The following is a 23,328-nucleotide window of genomic DNA, read 5'->3' as shown; positions in this document are numbered from 1 at the left end:
CGTTCTTGGCCCTTTCGTGATCACCAGCGTGGTGCCGGCGGTGACATGCGGCGTGTACGAGGCGAAGGTTCAGCAACGCCGAGGAGTCGGCCCGGGCACGAGAAGGGCGTCATGAGAAGGCACTCCGCAGGCCACCACCGTGAACGATCGAGACGGGGCCCAGGCTCGCCGCCAGGCGATCGATGGTCGGGTTCGCGAGGAGTTCGACAGCCGACAGCGGCACACCGAGCTCTTCCTCGATTCGCCGGGCGAGCCTGACCACGAGCAGCTCGTCGCCACCCACGTCGAGCATGCTCACGTCGTAACGGCTGATCTCCGTCCCCAGCACTTCGGACCACAGTTTCGCCAGAGCCGCCTTCAGCTCGTTCCCGCGGAGCTGCTGCCTGGGGGAGGCGAGCACCGGGCGGACTGGGTCCGGGAGAGCCCACTGCCCCTGGACGCGGTGTTCCGGGTTGGTGAGGGACACCGAGAGCAGAGACGGCATGTCGGAGCGCAGTGCAAAGTCGAGGACATCGGCGCGCTGCCCTGGTGACAGGGACTCGTCCCAGGTGACGGTGATCAGTCCGTCCACGCCCGACGCCTGTGCGTGAAGGAAGCCGTCGGCTGCCGAACGGCACGGGTCGCCTCCGCCCGGCACCGAGGTGAGTGAGCACATCATGACGCCGAAATCGACGAGGGTGTCACCGAAGACCTCGGCCAGCACCAGCGCTCCGCGGACCTTGGGAGCCAGGGCCTGCCGCCAGGCGGCCCGGTCAGTGCGGTCGACCCGGCACGGGGCCTGGTCGTGCGGTGCGTCGGCGCAGTGGAACCATCCGTCGATCCGGCCGAACCGCTGACGGGCGGTGCCGACCAGCTCCCGCATCGCTCCCGCGTCGGTGACGTCGACGGATTCCGCCATGACAGTGCCGCCGAGACGTTCGACGTCGCGGACGGCCTCGATCCTTCGGCTGACCGGGTGGGCTGTTCCGTACTCGGTGATCCATCGGTCGAACTCGTCGGGTCGCGGAAGCGGGGAGTCGCTGGTGAGTACCAGCTTGGCTCCGGCGACGCGGGCCAGGTGGCCGGCGAGGGCCAGCCCCGTCCGTCCGAGACCGCCGGTGACGAGGTACACGCCACCGGGCCGCAGCCGACTGGCCGGGGTCGACGGGCCGGGGGCAGCCGCTGCGGGAACGAACCGTTGCGTCCAACGGCGCCCGTTCCGGAACGCGATCGGCGCGCCGGTCGGGGCGACGATCTCCGCGAGGAGGGCTTCCGGTGCGAGGGCGCTCCGGCCGATGTCGATGCTTCGGCAACGGAGCCCGGCGAATTCCTGGGAGACGAGGTTCAGTGCGGCGCCGGTCATCGCGGCGGCAGGCACAAGGACTTCACCGCCTGTGATGTCGTGCACGTCTCGGGCCACCACCGCGAGGTGCGCGCCTTTGCGGCCCGGACTGCGGCCGAGTTGCCTGGCGACGTCGAGAACGGAGAACAGCCCGATGCCGCAGGCGTGATCCAGGCTGTCGGTCGCAAGGTGCCCTGGAGCGATGTCAAGGGACCAGAGGTGTATTACCCGCTCAGGAGCCAGCCCGTCCGTGGCCAGCGCATCGAACAACCTCTCGTAGTCGCCGGAATCCATGGGATCGACGATGAAGGAAGTGGCGTCGGCTCGGCTGAAAGCACCGCCCTGACGTACCAGCACCACCTCGGCGCCCTGTTCGCGCAGAGAGTCCGCCAGCGAGTCGCCGACCCCGCCGGAATCCCCGAACAACAGCCATGGGCCGATGGGCAAGGCGCTCTCCGGGTACCCGCCCGCCCCTGGGCCGAGGCGCTGCCACGACGGTGTGTACAGCCACTCGGAGGGGTTCTGCCCGCGGCCCTGCTCTTCCTGGACGGAGGCAGATGGCGGTTCGAGACGGAGGAAGGTGCGCTCCAGCGGGTGCACCGGCAGGGGGACGCGGTACTGAGGCCCTCCGTACCAGGCAGACCAGTCCACCGGCACGCCCTCGGTCCACAGCCGTCCCGCGGCGGTCAGCAGCCGTTCCAGGGGTGGCAGGCCTTGTTCGTCGTCGAGGCCGGAGCCTGCCGGGAGCACTGCGGGGTTTCCTATGGCCACCACGGCCGCACCCTGCGCTGCCCGGCCGGAGAACGCCTCGGCCAGCCGGTCGCCCTCCCATATGTCCCGGGTCCAGTGCAGCGGGTCGAGCACCCGCGTCTGCGGCAGTTCGCCGCCCACGACGGCCGACAGGATGGGAAGGTCCGGAACTCTCGGGCGCACCTCGGGGACGTGCGCGGCCGTTCCTGCTCGCCAGGACAGCAGTGCCAGCGCGTCAGACGGTTCGAAGACCCCGGCGAAGCACGCTGCGAGGAGTTCGCCCACCCCGGCTCCCCCGACCGCCGCCGGCCGAACGCCGGACTCCGTCCACAGCGTCGCGAGCACCCGGCTCGCGGTCAGCAGAGCCGCCGACGGGTCGTCCGCGCTCGCGACGGCACACCCGGTGGACCGCTCCGCCAGGTCGGCGACCGCGGACAGCCGTGCGGACAGCACACTGAATTCCTCGGCCGGGACGTCGCCGAACAGGAACGATACGGTCGGGGTGGTCTCCGCCACCCGTACGCCGGTGCTCCTGCCGTCGGTGAGCGCACGCAATCCGGCCGCGGCGCCGGCGCGGTCTGCCGCGGTGACGGCGTAGCGGTGCGAAGAGCCGCGCCGGCCCTGCCGCAGTGTGAAAGCCACGTCCACGAGGTCGGGCGCGTCCGGCTCCTCCAGCGCGTCGGCCAACTGACGGGCCAGCTCGCGCAGCGCCACGTCGCTGTGGGCACTCACGGCAAGTGTCTGCGGGCCGCCGGGCCTCGCCGGCCGATCGGCAGGGGGAGGAGCCTCCTCGAGGACCACATGGGCGTTGGTGCCACCGATGCCGAACGAACTCACCCCGGCCCGACGGGGGGTTTCACCCGCCGGCCAGGCCATCGGCAGGGTGTTGATGTAGAAGGGGCTGCCCACCAGGTCGATCTGGGGGTTGGGCCGGGTGAACGCCGGGTGCCCAGGGATCTCCCGGTGCCGCAGCGCCAGCACCGCCTTGATGAAGCCGGCGATTCCCGCCGCGGCGGCGACGTGCCCGATGTTCGCCTTTACCGAGCCCAAGGCGCACTGGCCCGGCCGGGCACCTCCGTCGGCGAAGGCCTCGCTCAACGCGGCGAACTCGATGGGGTCGCCCAGGGCTGTGGCGGTGCCGTGGGCTTCGACGTAGGTGATGGTGCCGGCGTCCACCTCGGCCACCGCCTGCGCTTCGGCGATCACGGCCCGTTGCCCGCCGATGCTCGGGGCGGTGTATCCGATCTTGTCGGAGCCGTCGTTGTTGATCGCCGAGCCCTTCACCACCGCGAGGATCTGATCGCCGTCCTCGATCGCCTCGGTCAGCCGCTTCAAAGCGACGAGACCCACCCCGTCACCGAATGTCGTCCCTGCTCCGTCGGCATCGAACGGTCGGCACCGCCCGTCCGGGGAGAGGATCATTCCTTCGCTGAAGACGTAGCCGGGATAGTCGTTGGCGATGACCGACACTCCCCCTGCAAGGGCGATGTCACATTCACCGGTGAGAAGGCTCTGCACGGCCACATGCACCGCGACCAGTGACGTCGAACAGGCGGTCTGCACGTTGACGCTCGGCCCGGTGAGGCCCAGTTTGTACGAGATCCTGGTGGTCAGGTAGTCCTTGTCGTTGGCGATCATGAGCTCGGTTCCGTCGTAGCCCAGCGGGTCACAGGAACGAGCCACGACATTGGTCAGATACGTGTTCATCGACGCACCTGCGAACACACCGATGCCCTGGGCGTCCGTTCCCCCGGAGTAGCCGATGGTCTCGAGCAGCTCCCACGCGACCTCGAGCAGTATGCGTTGCTGCGGATCGAGCAGCTTCGCCTCGCGCTTGGTGAAGCCGAAGAACTCGTGGTCGAAGTCGTACGCGTCCGGCAGGGATGCGGCTCGCTTGACGTAGCCGGGGTCGCGCAACACCTGCTCCGGCACCCCGGCGGCCGCGAGTTCGGCGTCCGTGAACGTGGTCAGCATGTCGTCTCCGGCACGCAGCCGGTTCCAGAACTGAGCCACACTCCCGGCGCCGGGGAACCGGCCGCACATGCCGATCACGGCCACGTCATTCGGCCGAACCGCCGGACCGCCCACGCTCCCGTCAGTCATCGTTGCCCCTGTCGGTGTCCAGCTGGCGACGTTCTCGTGCGCGCAGGCGTGCGCTGCGGGCCGTTCCGCCCGCCAGCTGTGCCCGCCTGCTCGACGCCCGGCCTCGGTCAGGGGCCGGACCGGCCCCAGCGGCGGTCCGGCCGAGGCGTCGGGCCAGACTGGCCACGGTCGGGTAGCGGAACAATTCGTTGATCTTCAGCGGAGTGCCCGCGGTTTCGTCGGCGAGCATCTCGTGCACCTGCACCAGCAGCATGGAGTTGCCACCGAGGTCGAAGAAGTTGTCGTCCCGCCCGATCCGCTCGCGCCCGAGCACCTGCCGCCAGATGGCCGTGATCCGCTGCTCGATACCCCGCAGCGCGGTGCCGCTCCCAGGGGCCGCGCCGGCGGACTCACGGACCGTGGCCGTGCGCCGGCTGGTGCCGGGGGTGACGTCGGACGCCATCGGGAGTTCCGCCACACTGCGGCCAGGGTCTGCCAGCGCGGCTCGCAGCAGTGCCAGATAGTTCTCGGCTACCTGACGAGCCGCCTGAGCCGAGAAGACGGACTTGCGGTACTTGAGCAGCCCGACGAGCCGGTCGCCGTCGTGCACGACCTCGAGTACGAGCTCGAGCTGGTCGTCCTGCTGGTCCAGCCGGAACGGCACCGCGGTCAGCCCCGCCCAGCCGACGGGGGCCGCGCCGTCGTCAGCCACGTAGAGACCGGCCAGCGCCGGGTACCGGCTGGGTTTCTGGTAGCTGAACATCGTCTGGAAGATCGGGTTACGGTCGTCCACCCGACGCGGCGCCAGCTCGCCGACAAGCAACTCGAACGGGTAGTCCTGGTGCTCGAGCGCGTCGATGACGGTACGGCGAGTACGGTCCAGCTGCTCCCGGAACGCCACCGCGTCGCTCAGATCGGCGCGCAGCACGACGGGGTTGACGAAGTTGCCGACGCACTCGGCCATCGCCGGACTGGTCCGGCCGGCGAAGGGAGACCCCACCAGGACGTCGTGCCGCCCGGTGTAGCGGCCGATGAGGACCTGAAAGACGGTCAGCAAGACGCCGTAAGGTGTGGCCTCTTCCTCCTTGGCCAGCGCGCGCACCCCGTCGACGAGCTCTGGCGCGATGGGGAACACGATCGATCCGCCCCCGTCGGTATCCGGGCCGAGTGCGCAGGGGGGCCATTCGGCCGGCTCGAGCCGGCCGGCGAGCTGAGCATGCCAATAGGCACGCGCTCTGCTGCCCTTCTCCCCTTGGATCAGCTCCTGCTGAGAGGCGACGAAATCGCTGTAGGGGACATTGCCTCCGGGCAGTTGGGAGGGCCTCCGTTCCGCCTCCGCCAGGTAGAGCTGCTCGAGTTCCGCCACCATGACGCCGAGTGACCAGAAGTCGCACACCACATGGTGCACAGCCAGCAGCACCACGGCCTCTCCTGGTGCCACCGCATACGTCCGCACCCGGACCAGTGGTCCGGCCGACAGGTCGAACGGAGCGAGATAGGCACGGCGTATCGCGTCCTCGATCTGCCGCTGGTTCCACTGGCGGGCGTCCAGTTCGGCGACATCGGGTTCGAGCCAACCGTGCACTGTCTGGAGGTCGGTGCCGCTGAAGGTGGTGCGCAGGGCCGCGTGCCGCCCGACCAGGGACGCGACCGCGCTGCCGAACGTGGCGGAGTCGAATCCGCCGGTGAACCGGGCGGTGAACCCGACGTTGTAGGACGCGCTGTCCGGATTCATCCGATGCAGCAGCACAAGCGGGCGCTGGGCGTACGAGAGAGGATATTCGGTCCGCGCCTGACTGGCGCGCGACCGGAGTGTTGCCTCCAGCCTCTTCCGTATGCCCCAGTTCTGGATGTCGTCGGTCATGAGGGTCCGTCCTGATCGGCCAGCCAGGGCAGCAGTGCCTGGATCTGGTCCTCAGTCAGCGAGTCGAGGTTGGCCAGGAGGCGTTCCGCCTCCTCTGGTGAGAAGGGCTCCACGACGGTCGGCACGGCAGTGGGCACGGCAGCTTGGACCGGGGCGTCGAGCGTCAGGCGTTCCGCCAGCTCATCGACGAGCAGGCGCAGGGCCTTGCCTTGGAGGAGACCTGTGAGCGGCAGGTCGACGTCCAGGTCGCGGAAGATCTGGCCGCGTACTTCGACCGCCACCAGCGAATCGAGCCCGGCTTGGTGGAGCAGGAGGTCCTCGTCGACGGCGGCCTCGGACATGCCGAGTCGCGCAGCCAGCGTGGAGCGTAGGTATGCGAGCACCAGCTCTCGGCGTCGTTCCGGTGTGGCGCCGAGCCAGTCCCGCCGCAGCCGCCTGCCCGCCTCTGCCCCGTCCCCGGCAGGCATTCCCTCGCCCATGACGACTGCTCGCCCGGTGGGAAACCGGTTCAGGTAGCGGGACCAGTCCACGGAGAAGACACCGTAGTGACCACCGGGGCCGGCCAGGAGCCGGTCGAGTGCGGCGAACGCCGGATCGGCTTCCAGCGGGGTGAACCCGCCTTCCACGAGCCGGGTCTGCAGGCGCTCACTCAGTTGCGCCGCCATACCCGCCTGCCACGGCCCCCAGCCGACACTGAGGGCGGGGAGTCCCAACCCGCGCCGGTAGTGGGCGAGTCCGTCGAGGAAAGCGTTGGCAGCCGCGTAATGGGCCTGCCCAGGCGCACCGAGCAGAGCAGCCGTGGAGGAGAAGAGGATGAAGTGCTCAAGGTCGAGATCCAGAGTGGCGCGGTGCAGGTGCCAACCACCGGCGACCTTCGGGTCCACTACCGACCGGAAGCGGTCCCAGCTCAGCTGCGACAGCACCGCGTCATCGAGCACACCGGCCGCGTGGACGATCCCCGTGAGGCCGCCCGGCTCCCGGTGCACACGCTCGACGAGCTGGTTGACCGCGGCCTCGTCCGTGACATCCAGGCCGGCCAGGGTGATCTTCGCCCCTGACTGCTCCAGCTCGCGGATCTGTTGCTCGATCTGTACCTCATGTGCACGCCGCGATGCGAGCACGATGTGACGCACCCCGCGCCCGGCCAGCCACGCGGCGGTACGCAGACCGAGCGCTCCGGTCCCCCCAGTGATCAGGTAGCACCCGTGGGCGGCGAGCCGGCCAGGGCGTGTCGGCAGCGCCGACTCGCGGTGCAGCGTGGGCCGGTAGAGCCGTCCGTCGCGGATCGCGGCTTCAGCGCCGGGCCATGCGGGCGGGACATTCGGCGCGCCGGTGAGGTCGCGTGGGTCCGCGTCGAGCAACCGCAGGTTCAGCTGAGGTGCTTCGATCGCCGCGCTCCGGCCAAGGCCCCACAGCATCGCCCCGTAAGGGTCGCTGACCTCCCCGGGCTCGTGCACGGCCACCGCTCCGCGGGTCAGCAGTACTACGGAATCGGGCGTCCAGTCCGCGCGCTCGGTGGCCTGCACGAGTGCGGGCACGCTGCCACAGGCGGTCCGTGTCTGCTGTGCGTCCAGGCCGAGGCAGTGCAGTACGCTCGCCGGCCCGGTGTCGCGGAACAGTTGCGCCAGGTGTTCCGCGTCGGCGGGGTCCAGCGCGTATCGGTGATCGCCGAGGCGGGTGAAGGCCGTGCCCATCTCGGCGATCACACACCGGTTGCCGCTTGCCTCCAGTGCGGTGACCGCGGGACGCCAGTGCCCCTGAAGGTCGGCGAGCACGATCCAGGTTCCGGGGGTGGGCGACGTGTCACCGGCCGCCTCGGCCAACTCCCATTGGTCCGTGTGGATCTCGGCCTCGGGCGAACGGAAGGAGACCGCTCTCAGCTGGAGGCCGAACAGCTCGAGCAGCGGGTTGCCCTCGTGGTCGGTCAGGGATACATCGGCAAGTGCTCCCGAGGCATCGGCCTCGCGGTGCCGGATGCGCGCGACTCCTGATTCCGCAGCGTTGCGGGACGGGTGGAACACGGCCCGCTCGATCCGGAACGGCAGCAGCACGCCGTCCTCGGGGGCAGCACGGACGATCCGTGCCGCGATGGCCAGCTGAACGCAGGAGTCGAGCAGTGCCATGGTGCGCTCCCGAGGCGAGTCTGCCGCGAGGCTGAGGTCGCCGGAGCTGTCCTCGCCGTCCAGCCGCAGCTCTTCGATCCACTGGAACGCCGGGCCGAACCGGAAGCCCGCCGCCTCGAACAGCGGGTAGAGATCAGCCGGGGAAACCGGCCGGCCTGCGCGGTAGACAGACGGCTCCAGTGGCTGCGCGGGGGCGTCAGTGCGCTGGATCCGTCCCTCCGCGTGCACCTGCCAGGACTCGTCGGCCAGTGGATCGTCCGCATGCGCCAGACTGAGCGACTGTGCGACAAACCTGTGGTCCCCGGCCGGAGTGAGCACGAGCTGGAGCCGGTGTCGCGCCTCGTCGACCTCCAGCGCTCGCGGGAAGACCAGATCCTCGACAACCGCAGCGGAGTCGGCGGCCACGGCCTCCATCAGGCAGGCGGTGTGGTATGCCCCGGGCACGACGAGGCGGCCAGAGATCTCGTGATCGGCGAGCGCACGCGGAGCCCTCGCGGCCACTGTGGTCTCGTAGCGCCGCTGCGTGGACTGCGGCAGCGCGAGTCGGTTCAGCTCGGGCAGGTCTCCGGCCGGTCGCGCGGGCGGCTCTGCGCCGGAAGGCGCCGGTGCGGTCCAGTGCCGGGCCCGTGCGAAGGGATAGAGAGGAGCGGAAGCCCTGACCGCTTGCAGGGGCGCGTAGTACTCCGCCCAGTCGACCGGTATTCCTGCCCTGTCCAAACGCGCCAGGCGGGCGAGCACCGTGACGGGATCCGGGGTCCTGGGCTCAAGCCCGGGCAGCCAGACCACATCACCGTCGGACTGAGTACGGCCGGCGGTGGTAAGCGTCCGGCCTGGGCCGATTTCGAGGAAGACCGTGCATCCCCCGCTGAGGAGTTCGCGGATGCCGGGCGTGAACCTGACCGGTGAAGTGAGCTGCCGTCCCCAGTACTCCGCACCGATCTCCGCACGGCCCGCCCATGTGCCGGTGAGGTTCAGTGCCATCGGCAGGACGGGCTGCCGATGGGTGATCCGGCCTGCGGCCTGGACGAGTGCGGGGACAGCCGGAGCGACCAACGGTGAGTGGAAGGCGTGCGTCGTCTCCAGAGGGACGGTGACCCAGCCCCGCTGTCGGAACTCGCCTTCCAACTCGCCTGTCTCGGTGTCCGATCCGGAGACCGTGAACCGTTCCGGCGCGTTGTACGCGGCGATCGCCGCCGAACCGCCCTTGGCCCTGACCAGCCGTTCCAGCTCGGCCCCGTCGGTGCAGCCGACGGCGACCATCCGGCCGCTGCCAGGAACAGCCGCGAAGGCACGGCCGCGCGCGCAGACCAGCTCCAGTCCCTCTTCCACGCTGAACACGCCGGCCACGCAGGCGGCCGCGTACTCGCCGAGGCTGTGACCGACCACTGCGTCCGGCCGCACCCCACACGAGGCCCAGAATTCCGCCAGCGTGACTTGCAGGAGGAAAACCGCCGGCTGAAGCAGTTCCGCCCGCAGCTGCGCCGTAGGGTCGGCGAACACCTCGAGGGGGCCGACTCCGGTGAGGCGGCGGAAGGTTTCCGCGTGCCGGTCCAGTGCGGCGCGGAACAGCGGATGCGCACGGTGGAGTTCGACGGCCATCCCGGCGTACTCGGAGCTCTGACCGGGAAAGAGGAACCCGACCCTCGGCTTGGCCCGCGCGGACTCCCCCTCGTCCGCTGCCCCGGTCCCCTCCCTCAGCCACGCTTCGACGCGCTCGGCTGCCGCGTTGCCGGTGTCGGCGATGACGCTGAGCCGGTGTCGCAGCGCGCGGCGACCGACCTGACTGGTGTAGGCCAGATCTCTCAGGACCGCGTCCGGCTCGCGCAGGCGGTTCGCCCACCGGTCCGCCAGTTCCCGCAACGCGTCCGCGGTCTTGGCACTGATCGTGACGAGCTCGTACCCCGGACGCCGGTCCGGCCGCGTGAGTTCCGGTGCCTGTTCCAGCACGGCGAAGGCATTGGTGCCGCCGATGCCGAGGGAGTTGACCGCGGCCCGGCGGGGAGATCCGGGCCAGGGCAGCGGCGCCGTGTTGACGAACAAGCCCGTGTCGTCCAGCTTCAGGCGAGGACTCGGTGCCGTGAAATACGGGCTGGGCGGGATCTGTCCCCGATGCAGGGACAGAGCAGCCTTGATCAGGCCTGCTATGCCCGACGCCGCCTCCATGTGCCCGATCAGCGCCTTCACCGACCCGATGGCGCAGGGGTCGGCTCGTCCGAAGATCTGCTTGAGCGCGCCGATCTCGGTGGGATCACCGAGCGGTACCCCGGTTCCGTGCGCCTCGACGTAGCCGATCGTGGCGGGATCGACTCCGGATACCTGGAGCGCCTGACGCATCGCGGCCAGCTGGCCGGACAGGCTCGCGGCGCCGTAGCTCGACTTGCCGCCACCGTCGTTGTTGACAGCGGTTCCGAGGATGGTGGCGTAGACGGTGTCACCGTCTCGCAGCGCGTCGGCCAGGGGTTTGAGGACGACGGCGCCCACGCCGCTGCCGAAGATCGTCCCCTGCGAACTGACGTCGAACGGGCGGCAGCGCCCGTCCGGCGACAGGATGCCGCCCCGGCGGTGCCAGTACCCGGCGGCCTGGGGGAGCCTGATGTTCACGCCGCCGGCCAGTGCGGCGTCGCACTCGCCGCGCAACAGGCTCTGGACGGCGAGGTGCACCGCGACCAGCGAAGTGGAGCAAGCGGTCTGCACCGTCAGACTGGGCCCGGTCAGATGGAACTTGTACGACACCCGGGTGGCGAGAAAATCCTTGTCGGTCCCGAGCTGCTCGAGGGAGGCCGTGGGATCTTCCAGTGGCCCGGCGTTGTTCAATACCTCGGGAAGGTAACTGGTGAGAACACCGCCGTTGCCGGCGAAGACACCGACCGGCGTCCCGGTCCCGGCCGATGTGCGCAGACCCGCGTTCTCGAGAGCATGCCAGCAGGTCTCCAGGAAGATCCGCTGCTGGGGGTCCATGACGGCGGCCTCGCGGCCGGAGATGTCGAAGAAGGCCGCGTCGAAGAGGTCGACGTCGTCGATCGAGGCGGTCGCCTTCACGTAATCAGGGTTCTTCAGCCACTCCGGGTTCGCACCACCGCGGAGCAACTCCTCGTCACCGAGGTCGCGTATCGCCTCGCGTCCGGCCACGATCGCGTCCCAGAACTGGTCCACGTCCGTGGCTCCGGGGAAGCGGGCGGCCATGCCCACGATGGCGATCGGTTGCCCGTCCGGTCCGTGCTGTGTCATGACGGCTCGCCGGCACCGAGGCGAGGCAGGACGACCGGGTCGTACGCCTGCAGCAGGTCACCGACCGTGCGCACACTGGTGATGGGCAATGTGTCGGAGAACGGGTCGGTGTCCAGCTCCATCTCCAGTACGGCGACGAGCCGCGCGAGGTGCAGCGATTCCAGACCGAGCTGATCGACGAGGAGCTGGTCCTCGTCCAGGTGCTCGACCGGGCCGGCCACCTCGTTCACGATCTCGAGCAGTGCGGCCTTGACCGTGTCCCGCTTGTTCATCGAAATCTCACTCCGTTCCTGTGCACCACCCGGCCAGTAGCAGGGTTCAGCAGGTGTAGCCACCGTCGACGGTGATGGTCTGGCCGGTGATGAAACTCGCCCCGGGCGAGGTGAGAAACCTGATCACGCCGAGCACGTCCTCAATGGACCCGAGTCGGCCCAACGGTGTCCGGCGCTCGATGCGGCGGCGTTGGGCCTCGCTGATGCCCGCGGTCATCTCGCTGTCGAAATATCCGGGAGCGACACTGATCACCCGGACCCCGGCAGGGCCGACTTCACGGGCAAGACCTCGAGTAAGCCCGTCGAGTGCCGCTTTCGCCGCCCCGTACACGGCGACGCCGGTCTGTCCGCGCAACGCGTTGATGGAGGACAGATTGATCACCACACCGGTCCGGCGGGCCAGCATGGGCTTGAGACAGGCCCGGGTGAGCAGAACCGGCAGTGTCACGTTGGTCTGCAGTGCCGTGTCGATGGCCGCAGGGGCGGTCAGGGTCAGCAGGCCCTCGAGCCCGGTCGCCGCGTTGTTCACCAGCACGTCGACGCGCCGGTGGCGACGCACGGCTGCACGGGCGAACTCTTCGACCGCCTCGGCGTTCGTTCCGTCGACCGAGGACCAGAACAGCGTGTCGGGAGCGGTCGCTTCACGAAGCGCGGTGAGTTCGGCGGACTCGGTCCGGCTGAAGGTCTCCACGCGGTAACCGCGCTCCAGGAAGTCGGCCACCAGAGCCAGTCCCAGACCTCGGCTGCCTCCGCTGACGACCGCCACCGGACGCTGATCCACGGCGCGGTTCACACGGCACCCCCCATGCGCTTGAACCGCTCGCCGTGCAACGGAGCGTCCGAGACGGTGATGACGGCCGGAACCTTGTGAGGCGGTAGGTGTTCGGCACAGAACTGGCGCAGCCGTCGGTTCAGTGCCCTCTTCTCCTCCGGCTCGACCAGCTCGACCGTGGCCGTGACGATCTGCCCGGTGACGGCGTTCGACCGTCCGGTCACGATGACGTCGGCGACATTGCCGGCCCGGAGCAGCACATCCTCGACCTCGGCCGGAGACACCTTCTCTCCCCCTACATTGATCAGCGTCGACAGCCGCCCGAGGACGCGGAGAGTCCCGTCCTCGGCCACGTCGACCGCGTCTCCGGTGTTGAGCCACCCTTCCTCGTCGAACGGACTGGGCGCGTTGAGATACCCGAGCATGGCGCTCGGCGATTTGATCCAGAGCACCCCGTCACGCACCTTCGTCCGGAATCCCCGCCCTCCGACGTCCATCCGCAACGAGTTCGACGAGATCGATCGCGTGGGCAGGATGCCGGTCTCGGTGAGTCCGTAGGTCTGCTTGAACTGCACATGAGGGAACACCCTGGCCGCGTGCGCGAGGGTGATCTCGCGCATGGGCTCCGTGCCGTAGGTGATCAGCTCGAGCGAGGACAGGTCGTAATGCCGGTAAGCGCCGGAAAGCAACACCATGTTGAGGAAGGTCGGCGTGGTCGGTAGAACCTGCACGCCATGACGGTGGATGGCCTCACACGCATGCCGAGGGGTGCGTCGCGGCTCGGTGACCACCGTGCCGCCCCCGACGAGCGAGCGGAACAACGTATTGACTCCACCGATGTGGTCGAGCGCCATGAACTGCAGCGTCCGCCGAGGGCGCGACGACGCACGGAAGCCGTCGAGCAACCGCGGAACCGAGAGCAGGACAGCCTTGCTCTCGCCCGTCGAGCCTGAGGAGAACAGCAGCAGCCCAGCCTCTCCGCTGGCGGCGAGCTCGGCCAGCAGGCGTGGCGTTGGCGCGTCCGGTGTCGCCACGGTCCGAACCGTCCACTCATCAGGACCGCTGAACTCGACGACACGGGTCGCATGCGCAGCCGCGATCCGGCGCTCCCGCTGCTCCCTCGGCGGATCGGCGGGGGCGAGGGGGACCACGACAGCGCCTCGGACGGCGAGTGCCACGAAGAGCGCGACCATGTTCGGTGAGGCGTTCCCGACGACTGCCACACTCTCGCCTGCCGCTACTCCGAGCCGGGTCAGCTCGGCCAGCCAGCAGGCGGTCCGCTCCGCGAGTTCGGCGTACGTGACACTACCGCCGTGCCCGACCATGGCCTCAGCGTCAGATCGACCCCGAAGTTGCGACAACAGCCAGTCCATCGCGCCTCCCCCCATTTGTCATGTTCTTGCTTCCATCTCCGGAGCACGACCGCGGCACTGCCGTCAAGGGTGCCCGACGGGAAACCGCCACCATCCACATCTGAAAATTTGCACGCCGTGTTCGAGGTATGAAATCGCTCCAGCAGAGCGGACATATCTAAGCGCGAACCGGCAGCGGAGGCTACAACTTGACACCATCACGCATGGAGCGGCATGCCGGGCTTGTCCCGCCGGCGAGACAGTGATGAAGCGTGTTCATGCCGTCGGTTCGGGTCCATACTCGCCTTACCTGGCTCCGGGCGTGGACAGCAGGAGGGTGTAGTGACCGACAAAGATAAGCAGCAGAACTTCCTCGATTACCTGAAAACCAAGGAAGCATTCGACGCCAAGGTTGCCGAGATCGACCAGATCGACAAATTCGACACTTCTTTCGGAGTGGAAACAAGCACTCCCTTCGAAAGCTGGGACGCCGGCAAGACCGACAATTTCGACCTGCTCAACAACTACCGATACTCCCCCTCGCCCACCGGAACCCTGAGGGCGGTGATATCACAGGTTCCCGTCGACTACGAGGAGGTGACGTTCATCGATTTCGGCTCCGGCAAGGGCCGTGCGCTTCTGGTGGCTTCCGAATTTCCATTCAAGAAAATCATCGGAGTCGAGCTTTCCGGGCACCTCTGCAATATTGCCACACAAAATGTGATGCAGTATGACTCCGCTTCGAAGAGGTGCAACGATATCGAAATACGCCACCAGAGCGCCGAAGAATTCGAAATCCCGGACGATTCGGGCGTATTCTACTTCTATGAGCCCTTCAGTTCGACTGTGACAGAACGGGTGCTGGAAAATATCGAGCGCTCCATCAGACGCGTCCCGCGAGCGGCCGTCATCTGCCTGGTGGGGCGGGCTCTCGTCCCCGTCGTCGAAGGGCGAGCGCCGTGGGTGCCCTTCGGCCCCGTGGTGCAGTCACCAGATGACCACTATTTCGATGCGCGCCTTTTCGCGGTCCACGTCGGTGGCGCGCACACAGATGGATCCGGCTCCGCGTCTTGAGGCATCGGACACCCACCGGTCGACGATCGGTCCGCTGGTCGAGCGGACCGAGAACGGATCTGCGGTGGCCGGCCACAGCGCCCCGGAGAACACCCATGGGCTTCTCCGCAGTACTTCCCCCGCGCCCCGACCGTGGGTCAGAGCCTCAGGAACAGTCGATGGCGCGCCGTACGACCTTCGCCACCCAGGCCTCGACCGACTCGCTGTCCCTCCTGGCGGCCCTCCCCATACCTGCCAGCTCATCGGCTGAGAACTGAAGTATCAGCGAGCGGGCTTCGGCCGTGGAGGTGGCGTCACGCCGGAGCAGCGTCGACGTCGACCCGGCCGCTGTGCGGGCGACGGCACCTGACTCCTCGTCACCCCCGGCACCGGACTGCGTCAGCTCGCTCTGCCGCATGAGCAGACTGCTGCGAACTTCCCGGCGCAGCTTGTTTCTGCTCCAGCCCAGTTCTTCCGCCTTCCGCAGCCAGTAGTCCTGCTCCGGTTCCTCCAGTGCCACAACTTCGAGGTGGTGGCTGAAGCTCAGACCTTGACGCCTGCGGGACAACGGAAACGCACGCGCAACCCAGCTGTAGTTGCGCAGAGTCTGGTAACTGAGCGAGGTCCGCTTGATGGCTTCCTCGTAGCGGTCCTGGAATACGGACTCTCCGTAGACCAGCCAATCGGCGATCCACCAGGTGGAGGAGTCGGCAAAAGAGAACAGTTCGGTACCGAGCTCTTCCCAGGTTCTGAAGCTCTGCTTGGCCGTGAACAGCAAGCCGGACTTGTACAGCTGAACACCTGAGCCTCGCGGCTGTCGCGCGGCTCCCGCTGCCATATGCCGCGCGCTTCGGCCTGCCGGACTGACCGTCTTACGCATTGCTACCCCCTGGGCTCTCTCCATGCATCGTCCGACTTTCGGGTGTCATTCAGAGCAGAGCGTTCGACCTCCGTACCGACAGGCCCGCACCTTCCGCCGCTCGAACTCCTGGTCACCGCGAGCCGTCGACCACCAGCCCTCCAACGGCCACGTTCCCCGGGCTCGCAAGCGCTTGAATAGTGAAGCGGAGCCAGATTCACACCGAGGTTCAGGCTTGTCAAGGGGGACATTGCAGGCTTAACCGCCCAGTCTCACCACGCAAGTTGAGCGATACGAGCCTCAACTGTCGATCAGTGTCGAAGCGCTTCAACGAGGGAAGAGAATGAGCGCTGGAGGCGTGTGGCAGCGGCGCCCGCCCGCGGCCGAATGGGCCGTCCGTGCCGCAAGCCGGACGTGCTGTTCACCGACCGCGGCTACGACCACGGCAGCTACCGCGACCAGGTCCGCGAGCGCGGCATCGGGCGGGCCATCGCCCGCCGTGGCACCCGCCACGGCACTGTGCCGGCTGTCTACCGCGGGGCGATCCGCACTCGCCTGCTGCGCGCTCTCACTGCCGGCGGCGCTGCCGACGACGCGCGGCTGTGGCATTTTGCGCACGAGGGCTTGCAGGCCGACCGTCGGAATGGTGACGTTCCATTCCCGGGTCGAGAGTTTGAGCGAGTGACGAGATCGTCGGACAGGCGAAGAAGGAAGTCAGCGGGATGTCGATGCCATGCCGATCACGGAGTTCCTGGCGTATACGCACCACCAGCAGGGATGTGGTGCCGGCGTCGAAGATGTTCTCCACGACGCTGACTCGAGAGACGTTCAGCACTTCACACCAGATCTCGTGCAGAAGATTTTGAACAGGTCCACTCGGAAGGACGTGATCCGTACTGGATACCTGCTGTCGAGCGATGGCCTTCAAGGCGTTCCGGTCGGTCTTCCCGTTCGGGGTCAGCGGAAATTCCGGCAGGGTCAGCACCCGGTTCGGCACCATGTATGCGGGCAGGTTCTGCCGAAGGAAGGCTCGTGCGCTGTGTTTCAGCACCTGCAGCCGAGCTCCCTGCCCAGGGTCGTTGCTCGTCGGCCCGTCGATCGTCGGCCGCTCGTGAATGAAGTGTCCGCTCCACCGGCTGCGGTGAGTGAAGGTCGTCCGTATGCGTCCTTGCCGCGGGAAGCGAGAGGACCAGGCATGCCGAGTGTCCCAGCCGTGCCGAGCTGCCACTTCGTCGAGTTCCTCCGGCAAGCACACGAAGGGGGGCATCTCATCACCCGACGCTAGGTGGGCGAAGCGTGCGACGCGGGCATTCGGAATGCCGTCGACGACGACCGCGGCGGAACTCGACGCGCCGAGCAGTCTGTCCAGGCCCTCAAGGTCGGAGACCTCCTCCCAGCCGAGGTACTCACAGGGCTGCGGCCGATCCGGTACCTCCCCACCGATCTTCAGCAGGACGTCGTAGCGGAAACGCGTCATCTCGTTGTCGTATCCGGGGGCCTTGAGCCATCCCTGGATCCCGGTCACCGCCGGAAGCGCGTCCTGAAGCTCTGCGAAGTACCCGGGGTCGATGAGGAGTTCATCGTCCTCCAGTGCGTGCCGTGCAGCGAGGGCACGCAGTTCCTCGGTCCCCAGTCGGTCATCCATTTCCAGCACACTGATATGGAACGCCTCCGCGAGTTTCAGGCTCCGCAGGTCGCCGACGTAGATATGTCCGCCAGGAACAACGATCTTGCTCGCTTCGGTCAAGACTTCCGTGAGATAGTCCCGGCCAGGGAAGTACTGGGCAACAGAGTTGATCACTACGCAGTCGAAGAGCTCCCCGTCGGCGACGTCCCCGATCTGCTGGGCGGCTGCCGTGGCCAACCGCACCTGGCTGCTGAGCCCTCGCCGGGCGACCGCGCTCCTCACATGACCAATGGCCTCTGCGGAGAAGTCGATACCCAGATAGCGGTCGGCCGCAGGAGCCAGGCGCAGCAGCAGCAATCCGGTGCCGCAGCCGATCTCCGCGAAGGTGCGAGCGCCCGTCCCGGCGATTCTGTCAACGGTCTGCGTCACCCAGTCCCGCATCTCCGCCTCCGGCAGTGGCTGTTTGGAGTAGCTGCTCTGCCAGCCCTTCAGATCGAAGTCATCTTCTGCGGCGGGTTCGCCTTCGGCATAGGTGTTCTCCCAGATGACACGCCAGTCTTCTGTGGTGTTATCGGCTTGATCCGCGCCCTTCTCCGGCGTCACGAAGGTGACCAGCTGCTCCTCTCCTGCGGAGGTCGTCACGGCCAGCGTGCTGGCGTCCCGGACGTCAGGGCAGGCTCGGGCCATCGCGTCGACTTCCCCGGGTTCCACTCGGTGCCCACGGATCTTCACCTGGTCGTCGAGACGCCCGAGATACTCCAGATTCCCGTCGGACCGCCACCTGACGAGGTCTCCGGTGCGGTAGACGGGCAGCCCTTCGATATCGACGAACCGCTGTGCGGTCAGATCGGGGCGGCCGAGGTAGCCCAGCGCCAGCCCCGCACCGCCGATGCACAACTCTCCAGGTATCCCCATGGGAACCGGCCGGCCATCGGCATTGACGACGAACAGGCGAGTGTTGGAAATGGGCCGCCCGATTCCGGTGACGCTGTCGAGCCGCCGCAGCACTGCACGCGTCGACCATATGGTGGTCTCCGTCGGTCCATAGAGGTTGTGCACTTCAGGCCCCATCGCGGTCAGCGCCCGGGCGAGCGAGTGCGGCAAGTGCTCGCCACCACTCCATATCTGCCGGAGCGCAGGCGGCGCGACGCGGTGGGACGACGCGTAGAGCTTCCAGGTCGCTGGAGTGGCCTGCACCACTGTGACTTTCTCGTCCGAGAGAAGTCTGTGGAGCCGCTCCGGGTCGCCGCCGACACCTGGCGGCCCGATCACCAGTGTTCCTCCGGCCAGCAGCGGGAGCCAGAGTTCCAGCCCTGCGATGTCGAAGGACAAGGATGTCAGTGCGAGCATCCGGTCACGCGTGCCGAACCCGGACTCGGACATGAAGTCGTCCAGAAGGTTCCCGAGGCTCTTATGGCTGACCATCACTCCCTTGGGGCGGCCGGTCGAGCCGGAGGTGTACATCACGTAGGCCAGGTGATCGCCGCATGTCACGGGGGCCGGCTTCTCGGCTGGAAGCGGGACAGCAGGTCCGTCCAGCACCAGCACTTCAGTATCTGCGGGCACGGGGATGCGGTCCGCGAGCTCGCACGTGCTCAGCAGGACCTTGATGCCCGCGTCCTGCGTCATGTGCTCCAGCCGGGCTCTGGGGTACGCGGGGTCAAGGGGTACGTACGTTCCTCCCGCAGCCCAGACGCCGAGCAGACCTGCCGGCAGGTCGCGGCCACGCGGAAGGGCTACGCCGACCAGATCGCCCGGCCGCAGCCCACGGGCCGTCAACGCCGCACCGATCGCCTCCGCTCGCTCGATGAGCTGCGCGTAGGTGTAGGTGCCGTCGGATGCCTTCACCGCAACGGCGTCTGGCCGACTGCGCGCGGTCTCGGACAGCCTGGCGGGGAGCGCGCGGGGATCGACCGGGCGCGTGGGGCCCGTGCCGAGTGTGGAGAGCACGGCCCGCTCCTCCAGGTCTGCCAGGTCGATGCTCCCGACACTGGCATCCGGTCTGGCGGCGACAACCTCCCACAGCCGCCGCAGATGCCTGATGAACCGCTCCGCTGTGTCCTGGTCGAAGAGGTCGGTCGCATACTGAAGCCGGCAGTCCAGACCGCCGCCGAGCGGGGTGACGTTCAGTACCAGGTCGAACTGTGCGGTTCCCGTCTGATGGTCGATCAGTTCCAGTTCGGCCTCGGGCAGTTCCGTATGAAGCACGGAGGCTTCCTCGAATGCCGCCATCACCTGCACCAGCGGGTTATGAGACAGGCTGCGCTCGGGCGCAACACCGTCGATGACCTCCTCGAACGGGACGTTCTCTGACGCGACTCTTTGGTGCGCGTCACGTACGCGCTCGAGGTACCCGGCGAAGGACGGGTCTCCCGTCATGTCCGCCGGGATCACGAGGGTGTTCTCGAAGGGGCCGACCAGCCGCTCGGTTTCGACGGGCGAGCGGTTGGCCACCGGGGTCGCCACCAGTAGCCGTGACTGCCTCGACCAGAGACTCACCACGGCCGAGAACGACGCCAGAACCATCGTCTCGAGGGTCGCTCCGTGCTCGCGCGTCACCTTCTCGAGCTCGTGTACCAGAGCTGACGAGGTACGCCAGTGCGCGGACGCCACTGCAAACGTCTGCACGGCCGGCCGGGGGCGGTCGGCCGGGAGGTCGACCACAGCGGGGAATTCCGAGAGCTCGCGTATCTGTGCGGCCCGTCGTTCGACGGCCTGCGGCGTATTCGCCCACTCACGTTGCCTTGCCGCGAAGTCGACGTAGCGGATCGGCGGCAGATCAAGCAGGTCCGGGACGCCGCCTGCCCTGTCCTTTCGGTACATCTCCACGACCTCACGCAGAAAGATGTCCAGAGACCGGACGTCAGCCACGACGTGGTGCAGCGCGAACACCACAATCCTGGTGCCGCTGCCGCACTGCACCAGGCCAGCGCGCACCAAGGGCGCGTCGCTCAGATCGAATGGCTCTCGGGCAAGTTCCGCGGCTTTGGCGAAGACAGATTCTTCGTCGGCTGCGTCGAGCTGTTGCACAGTGACCCGGGCCTGGTCCAGCACATCCTGGACGAGGGCGTCACCCAGGATCCCGAATCTGGTTCTCAGGACCTCATGCCGTTCGATGACGTCGTTGACCGCGCGCTCGAGAGTCGGCACATCCAGCTCGCCGTGTACGACGAACTGCACACACAGGTTGTTCCTGGAGGTCCCGGGCAGCAACTGTTCGGTGAACCAAACGCGCTGCTGCGACAGAGAGGCCGGGTTTGCACTTCCCTGGAACGTCATCAGCTGACCCGCCTTCCCGAAAGATCCGCCGGGTCGATCCCGGGGCAATGCTCCAGCAGTGAAGGATGCACGTACGGGATCCGCCCGAAGGCCCGTGGCGCCACGTCGGCCCGGAGTGCGTGATCGCGCTCGGCATAGGCCTGCCAGTTGATCCGCACACCCTGTTCCCAGAGAGTTCCGACAGCCTGGAGCAGCGAGCACCAGCTGTCTGAGGCTTCTCCACCGGATGCCAGGGCCACGCCGGAGTCCTCAGGCGCTCCCCAACGCTGAGCGGCCCGCAGCAGATTCGTTCCGCTGTTCAGCTGCAGATACACAGCCGCAGGGTGCTCGGTCACCACAGAGCGCAGGGCCTCGTCGAAGGGGCCATGCTCACCCAGCTGCGCTCCCCAGTACCCAGGATCACGCGCCTCCTCGTCGGTCAGCCATGCTCCCGAAACGCGGGAAAGCGTCGGCGTGGCAGGAGAGTTCAGCCGTACGTCGCGCATCCGACGGGTGAAGCGGACAACGGCTTCGGTGTGTTCCGAAGGGGCTGCCATGGCCTGGCTGCGCCAGCACACCGCCCGCGCCGCGTCCTCGAACGAGAGGACGCCGCTCAGCTGAGCGGCGGTCAGCTCGCCGACGCCGTGCCCCACGAGCAAGTCCGGCCTGACGTCCAGGTCGCTGAGGAAGGCGTGCTGTCCGAGGCCGAGCAGGTGCAGCACCGGCTGAAGCGCATGCGTTGCGACCGGATACCTACCGTGCAGGAACGCGTCGCGCACAGCCGCGAACATCTCAGGAGCCAGCACCTGCTTCATGATGGCGAGGCCGTCGTCCACGGTCGACCGGAAAGCCGGCTCGGCCCGGTAGAGAGCGAGTGCCACGTCCGGTGCTCTCACCGCTTCGCCGGGGAGCAGGAAGACGAGTGTCGGCGGTACTTCGGGAACCGTGTGGAACTGCTCTGGCGACGGCCACTTCCCGCCGGCCGACGCGGCGTCGACCGGGATCAGCGCCGCTGCGCGTGTGGGGAGTTCCGGGCGACCGGTGCGCAGTGTGTGGCCGATGTCCTGACGAACCTCGGCCGAGGTTCCGTCCACTGCCGCGCGCACGGCGCCGACGGTTCCGGAAAGGCGTTCCGGGTCGTCCGCGGACAGCGGAAGCAGTTGCCAGTACCGCCCCTTGCGCGAGGCAAGCCGCACGTCTGGCTCGGCATCGCCGATGATGACATGCGCATTCGTTCCGCCCAACCCGAACGAACTGACCGCTGCGTACCGCCCCTGGTCCGAACGCTGCCAGGCGATCGGCGTGTCTGCCAGCGTGAACGGTGTTCCTCCCAGATCGGTTGGCGGGGCTCCTTCCACCAGGGGAGCGTTGGGAGGAATCTGTCCATGCCGCAGGGCCAGTAGACAGCCGATGATGCTTGCCGCACCCGCCGCCGCGGTCAGATTCCCGATGTTCGCCTTGACGGAGTGGAGCCGACACTCATCGGCACTGGCTCCAGTGGATCGAAAGGCCTGGGTCGCGGCATCGATCTCCAGTGCGTCCCCGATGCTCGTGCCCGCACCGTGCCCCTCGAGCAGGCCGATACTGGAGGCCCTCAATTCGGCGATGTCGAGGGCCTCTTCGATCAATTCGGACTGGCCGGCAACGCCTGGCGCCGTAAAGCCTGCTCGCTCTCGGCCATCATTGTTCACCGCGGTACCGGCGATGACGCCAAGGATCGGGTTTCCCTCGGCCAACGCCACATCCAACCGTCGCAGGAAAAGGACAGCGACGCCATTTCCCTCCACGGTGCCGTCGGCTGACGCCATGTAGGGCTCGCACCGACCTCGTGGCGAGTAGATTCCGCCTGCGGTGAACGTATAGCCCGCGTCTGTGACGTCCAAAGCGACACCGCCCGCCAGCGCCGAATCGCACTCACCTGCAAGGATTGCCTGGCAGGCAAGGTGCACTGCCACGCTCGAGGACGAACAGGCGGTCAGGACAGTCATCGACGGACCGGTAAGACCGTAGGTGTAGGAAATTCTGCTGGACAGGTAGTCAGGATCGGTCCCCACGGCAAGCTCGGCGAGATCCACATGCCTGCCGGCTGCGGCCGAGAGGTATTCGATCTGTGTACCGTAGCCACTCTTCCGCGATCCAACGAACACCCCGACGCGATCAGGCAGTGAACCGATGAAACATCCTGAGCTTTCCACTGCCCGGTAGCAGGCTTCCAGCACTGCGCGATGCTGTGGGTCGGTCAACTCTGCCTCGGATCCACCGAGTCCGAATGCTTGCGGATCGAACCCGAGGGAATCTTCCATGGAATACGTGACAGGCACATACGCCGGATCCTTGTATGTGCGACTCGGAACCCGTCGCCGCACCAATTCCGTGGGATCGATTTCACGCCGCCCGGAACGCCCTGTGATCAGGAGACGCCAGAAGTCCGCCGCGCTCTGCACCTTGGCCGCGCGAATGGACATCCCGACCACGGCAACACGATCAGACATTGAACTGCCACCTCACACATAGCATCGCCCAGGTTGGCTATACGGACAACTGCCGGTCCGGCTTGCGAGCTTGTCTCGCCAGCGAGACAAACGCAATAATCATCCCGCCGAGGAGCTCGGCTCGCGACAGCCACACCTGCGCCCCATTTCGACGCTTTGCCGCCATTCTCTGGCCACGGTACGGCGACTGCTGGAGCATCTGTCCGACGGGGTGTTGACAGTGCCAGCCCGGGCACGCTACCCCATGATTTGGAGACTGACATGGAAGAACGTCA

Annotated in this window: 10 protein-coding genes and 1 pseudogene; 2 read left to right on the top strand and 9 right to left on the bottom strand. The window is 67.5% G+C overall.

All coding sequences use genetic code 11. The features are described from left to right. Window positions 1-109 precede the first annotated feature (109 nt). The 6 genes from C1703_RS31515 to C1703_RS31490 are packed head-to-tail and all read right to left on the bottom strand — an operon-like array spanning window position 110 to window position 13,785. A complete protein-coding gene (locus C1703_RS31515; RefSeq protein WP_114256012.1) occupies window positions 110-4,174 on the bottom strand; it encodes an SDR family oxidoreductase in 4,065 nt (1,354 codons plus the stop codon). Then, a complete protein-coding gene (locus C1703_RS31510; RefSeq protein WP_157993191.1) occupies window positions 4,167-6,017 on the bottom strand; it encodes a condensation domain-containing protein in 1,851 nt (616 codons plus the stop codon). Before C1703_RS31510 ends, C1703_RS31515 begins: the two co-directional genes overlap by 8 nt. Beyond that, window positions 6,014-11,368, bottom strand: coding sequence for a type I polyketide synthase (locus C1703_RS31505; RefSeq protein ID WP_114256011.1), 5,355 nt, complete (start codon window positions 11,366-11,368; stop codon window positions 6,014-6,016). Before C1703_RS31505 ends, C1703_RS31510 begins: the two co-directional genes overlap by 4 nt. Further along, window positions 11,365-11,640: a phosphopantetheine-binding protein gene (locus C1703_RS31500; RefSeq protein ID WP_086558383.1), complete on the bottom strand. Its 276-nt coding sequence runs from the start codon at window positions 11,638-11,640 to the stop codon at window positions 11,365-11,367. The genes C1703_RS31505 and C1703_RS31500 overlap by 4 nt, the downstream gene beginning before the upstream one ends. 46 nt (window positions 11,641-11,686) lie before the next feature. Beyond that, a complete protein-coding gene (locus tag C1703_RS31495) occupies window positions 11,687-12,433 on the bottom strand; it encodes an SDR family oxidoreductase (protein WP_232840643.1) in 747 nt (248 codons plus the stop codon). Continuing rightward, window positions 12,430-13,785: a class I adenylate-forming enzyme family protein gene (locus tag C1703_RS31490; RefSeq protein WP_114256010.1), complete on the bottom strand. Its 1,356-nt coding sequence runs from the start codon at window positions 13,783-13,785 to the stop codon at window positions 12,430-12,432. Before C1703_RS31490 ends, C1703_RS31495 begins: the two co-directional genes overlap by 4 nt. Before the next feature lie 321 nt (window positions 13,786-14,106). Here C1703_RS31490 and C1703_RS31485 point away from each other — a divergent pair, with 321 nt between their 5' ends. Continuing rightward, window positions 14,107-14,838 (top strand): class I SAM-dependent methyltransferase, encoded by a 732-nt coding sequence (locus C1703_RS31485; RefSeq protein ID WP_157993190.1) that lies wholly within the window; start codon window positions 14,107-14,109, stop codon window positions 14,836-14,838. Between the two features lie 145 nt (window positions 14,839-14,983). On the opposite strand, the gene C1703_RS31480 is transcribed toward C1703_RS31485, so the two are convergent. After that, a complete protein-coding gene (locus C1703_RS31480) occupies window positions 14,984-15,595 on the bottom strand; it encodes an LmbU family transcriptional regulator (RefSeq protein ID WP_269803219.1) in 612 nt (203 codons plus the stop codon). Window positions 15,596-16,048: 453 nt separating this feature from the next. Here C1703_RS31480 and C1703_RS39395 point away from each other — a divergent pair. Beyond that, window positions 16,049-16,195: pseudogene (locus C1703_RS39395) on the top strand (IS5/IS1182 family transposase); the annotation flags it as partial. A 49-nt stretch (window positions 16,196-16,244) separates the two neighbouring features. Here the strand turns inward: C1703_RS39395 and C1703_RS31470 are convergent. Together C1703_RS31470 and C1703_RS31465 are read right to left on the bottom strand one after the other, a co-directional pair. Continuing rightward, on the bottom strand, window positions 16,245-20,582 hold the full coding sequence (locus C1703_RS31470; protein ID WP_114256008.1) for a non-ribosomal peptide synthetase: 4,338 nt from the start codon (window positions 20,580-20,582) through the stop codon (window positions 16,245-16,247). Further along, window positions 20,582-23,053, bottom strand: coding sequence for a type I polyketide synthase (locus C1703_RS31465; protein ID WP_114256007.1), 2,472 nt, complete (start codon window positions 23,051-23,053; stop codon window positions 20,582-20,584). Before C1703_RS31465 ends, C1703_RS31470 begins: the two co-directional genes overlap by 1 nt. Window positions 23,054-23,328: the final 275 nt, after the last annotated feature.

Origin of the sequence: Streptomyces sp. Go-475 (genome assembly GCF_003330845.1) — a bacterium.
Lineage (GTDB): Bacteria > Actinomycetota > Actinomycetes > Streptomycetales > Streptomycetaceae > Streptomyces.
This window is presented reverse-complemented; position numbering and strand designations above follow the sequence as displayed.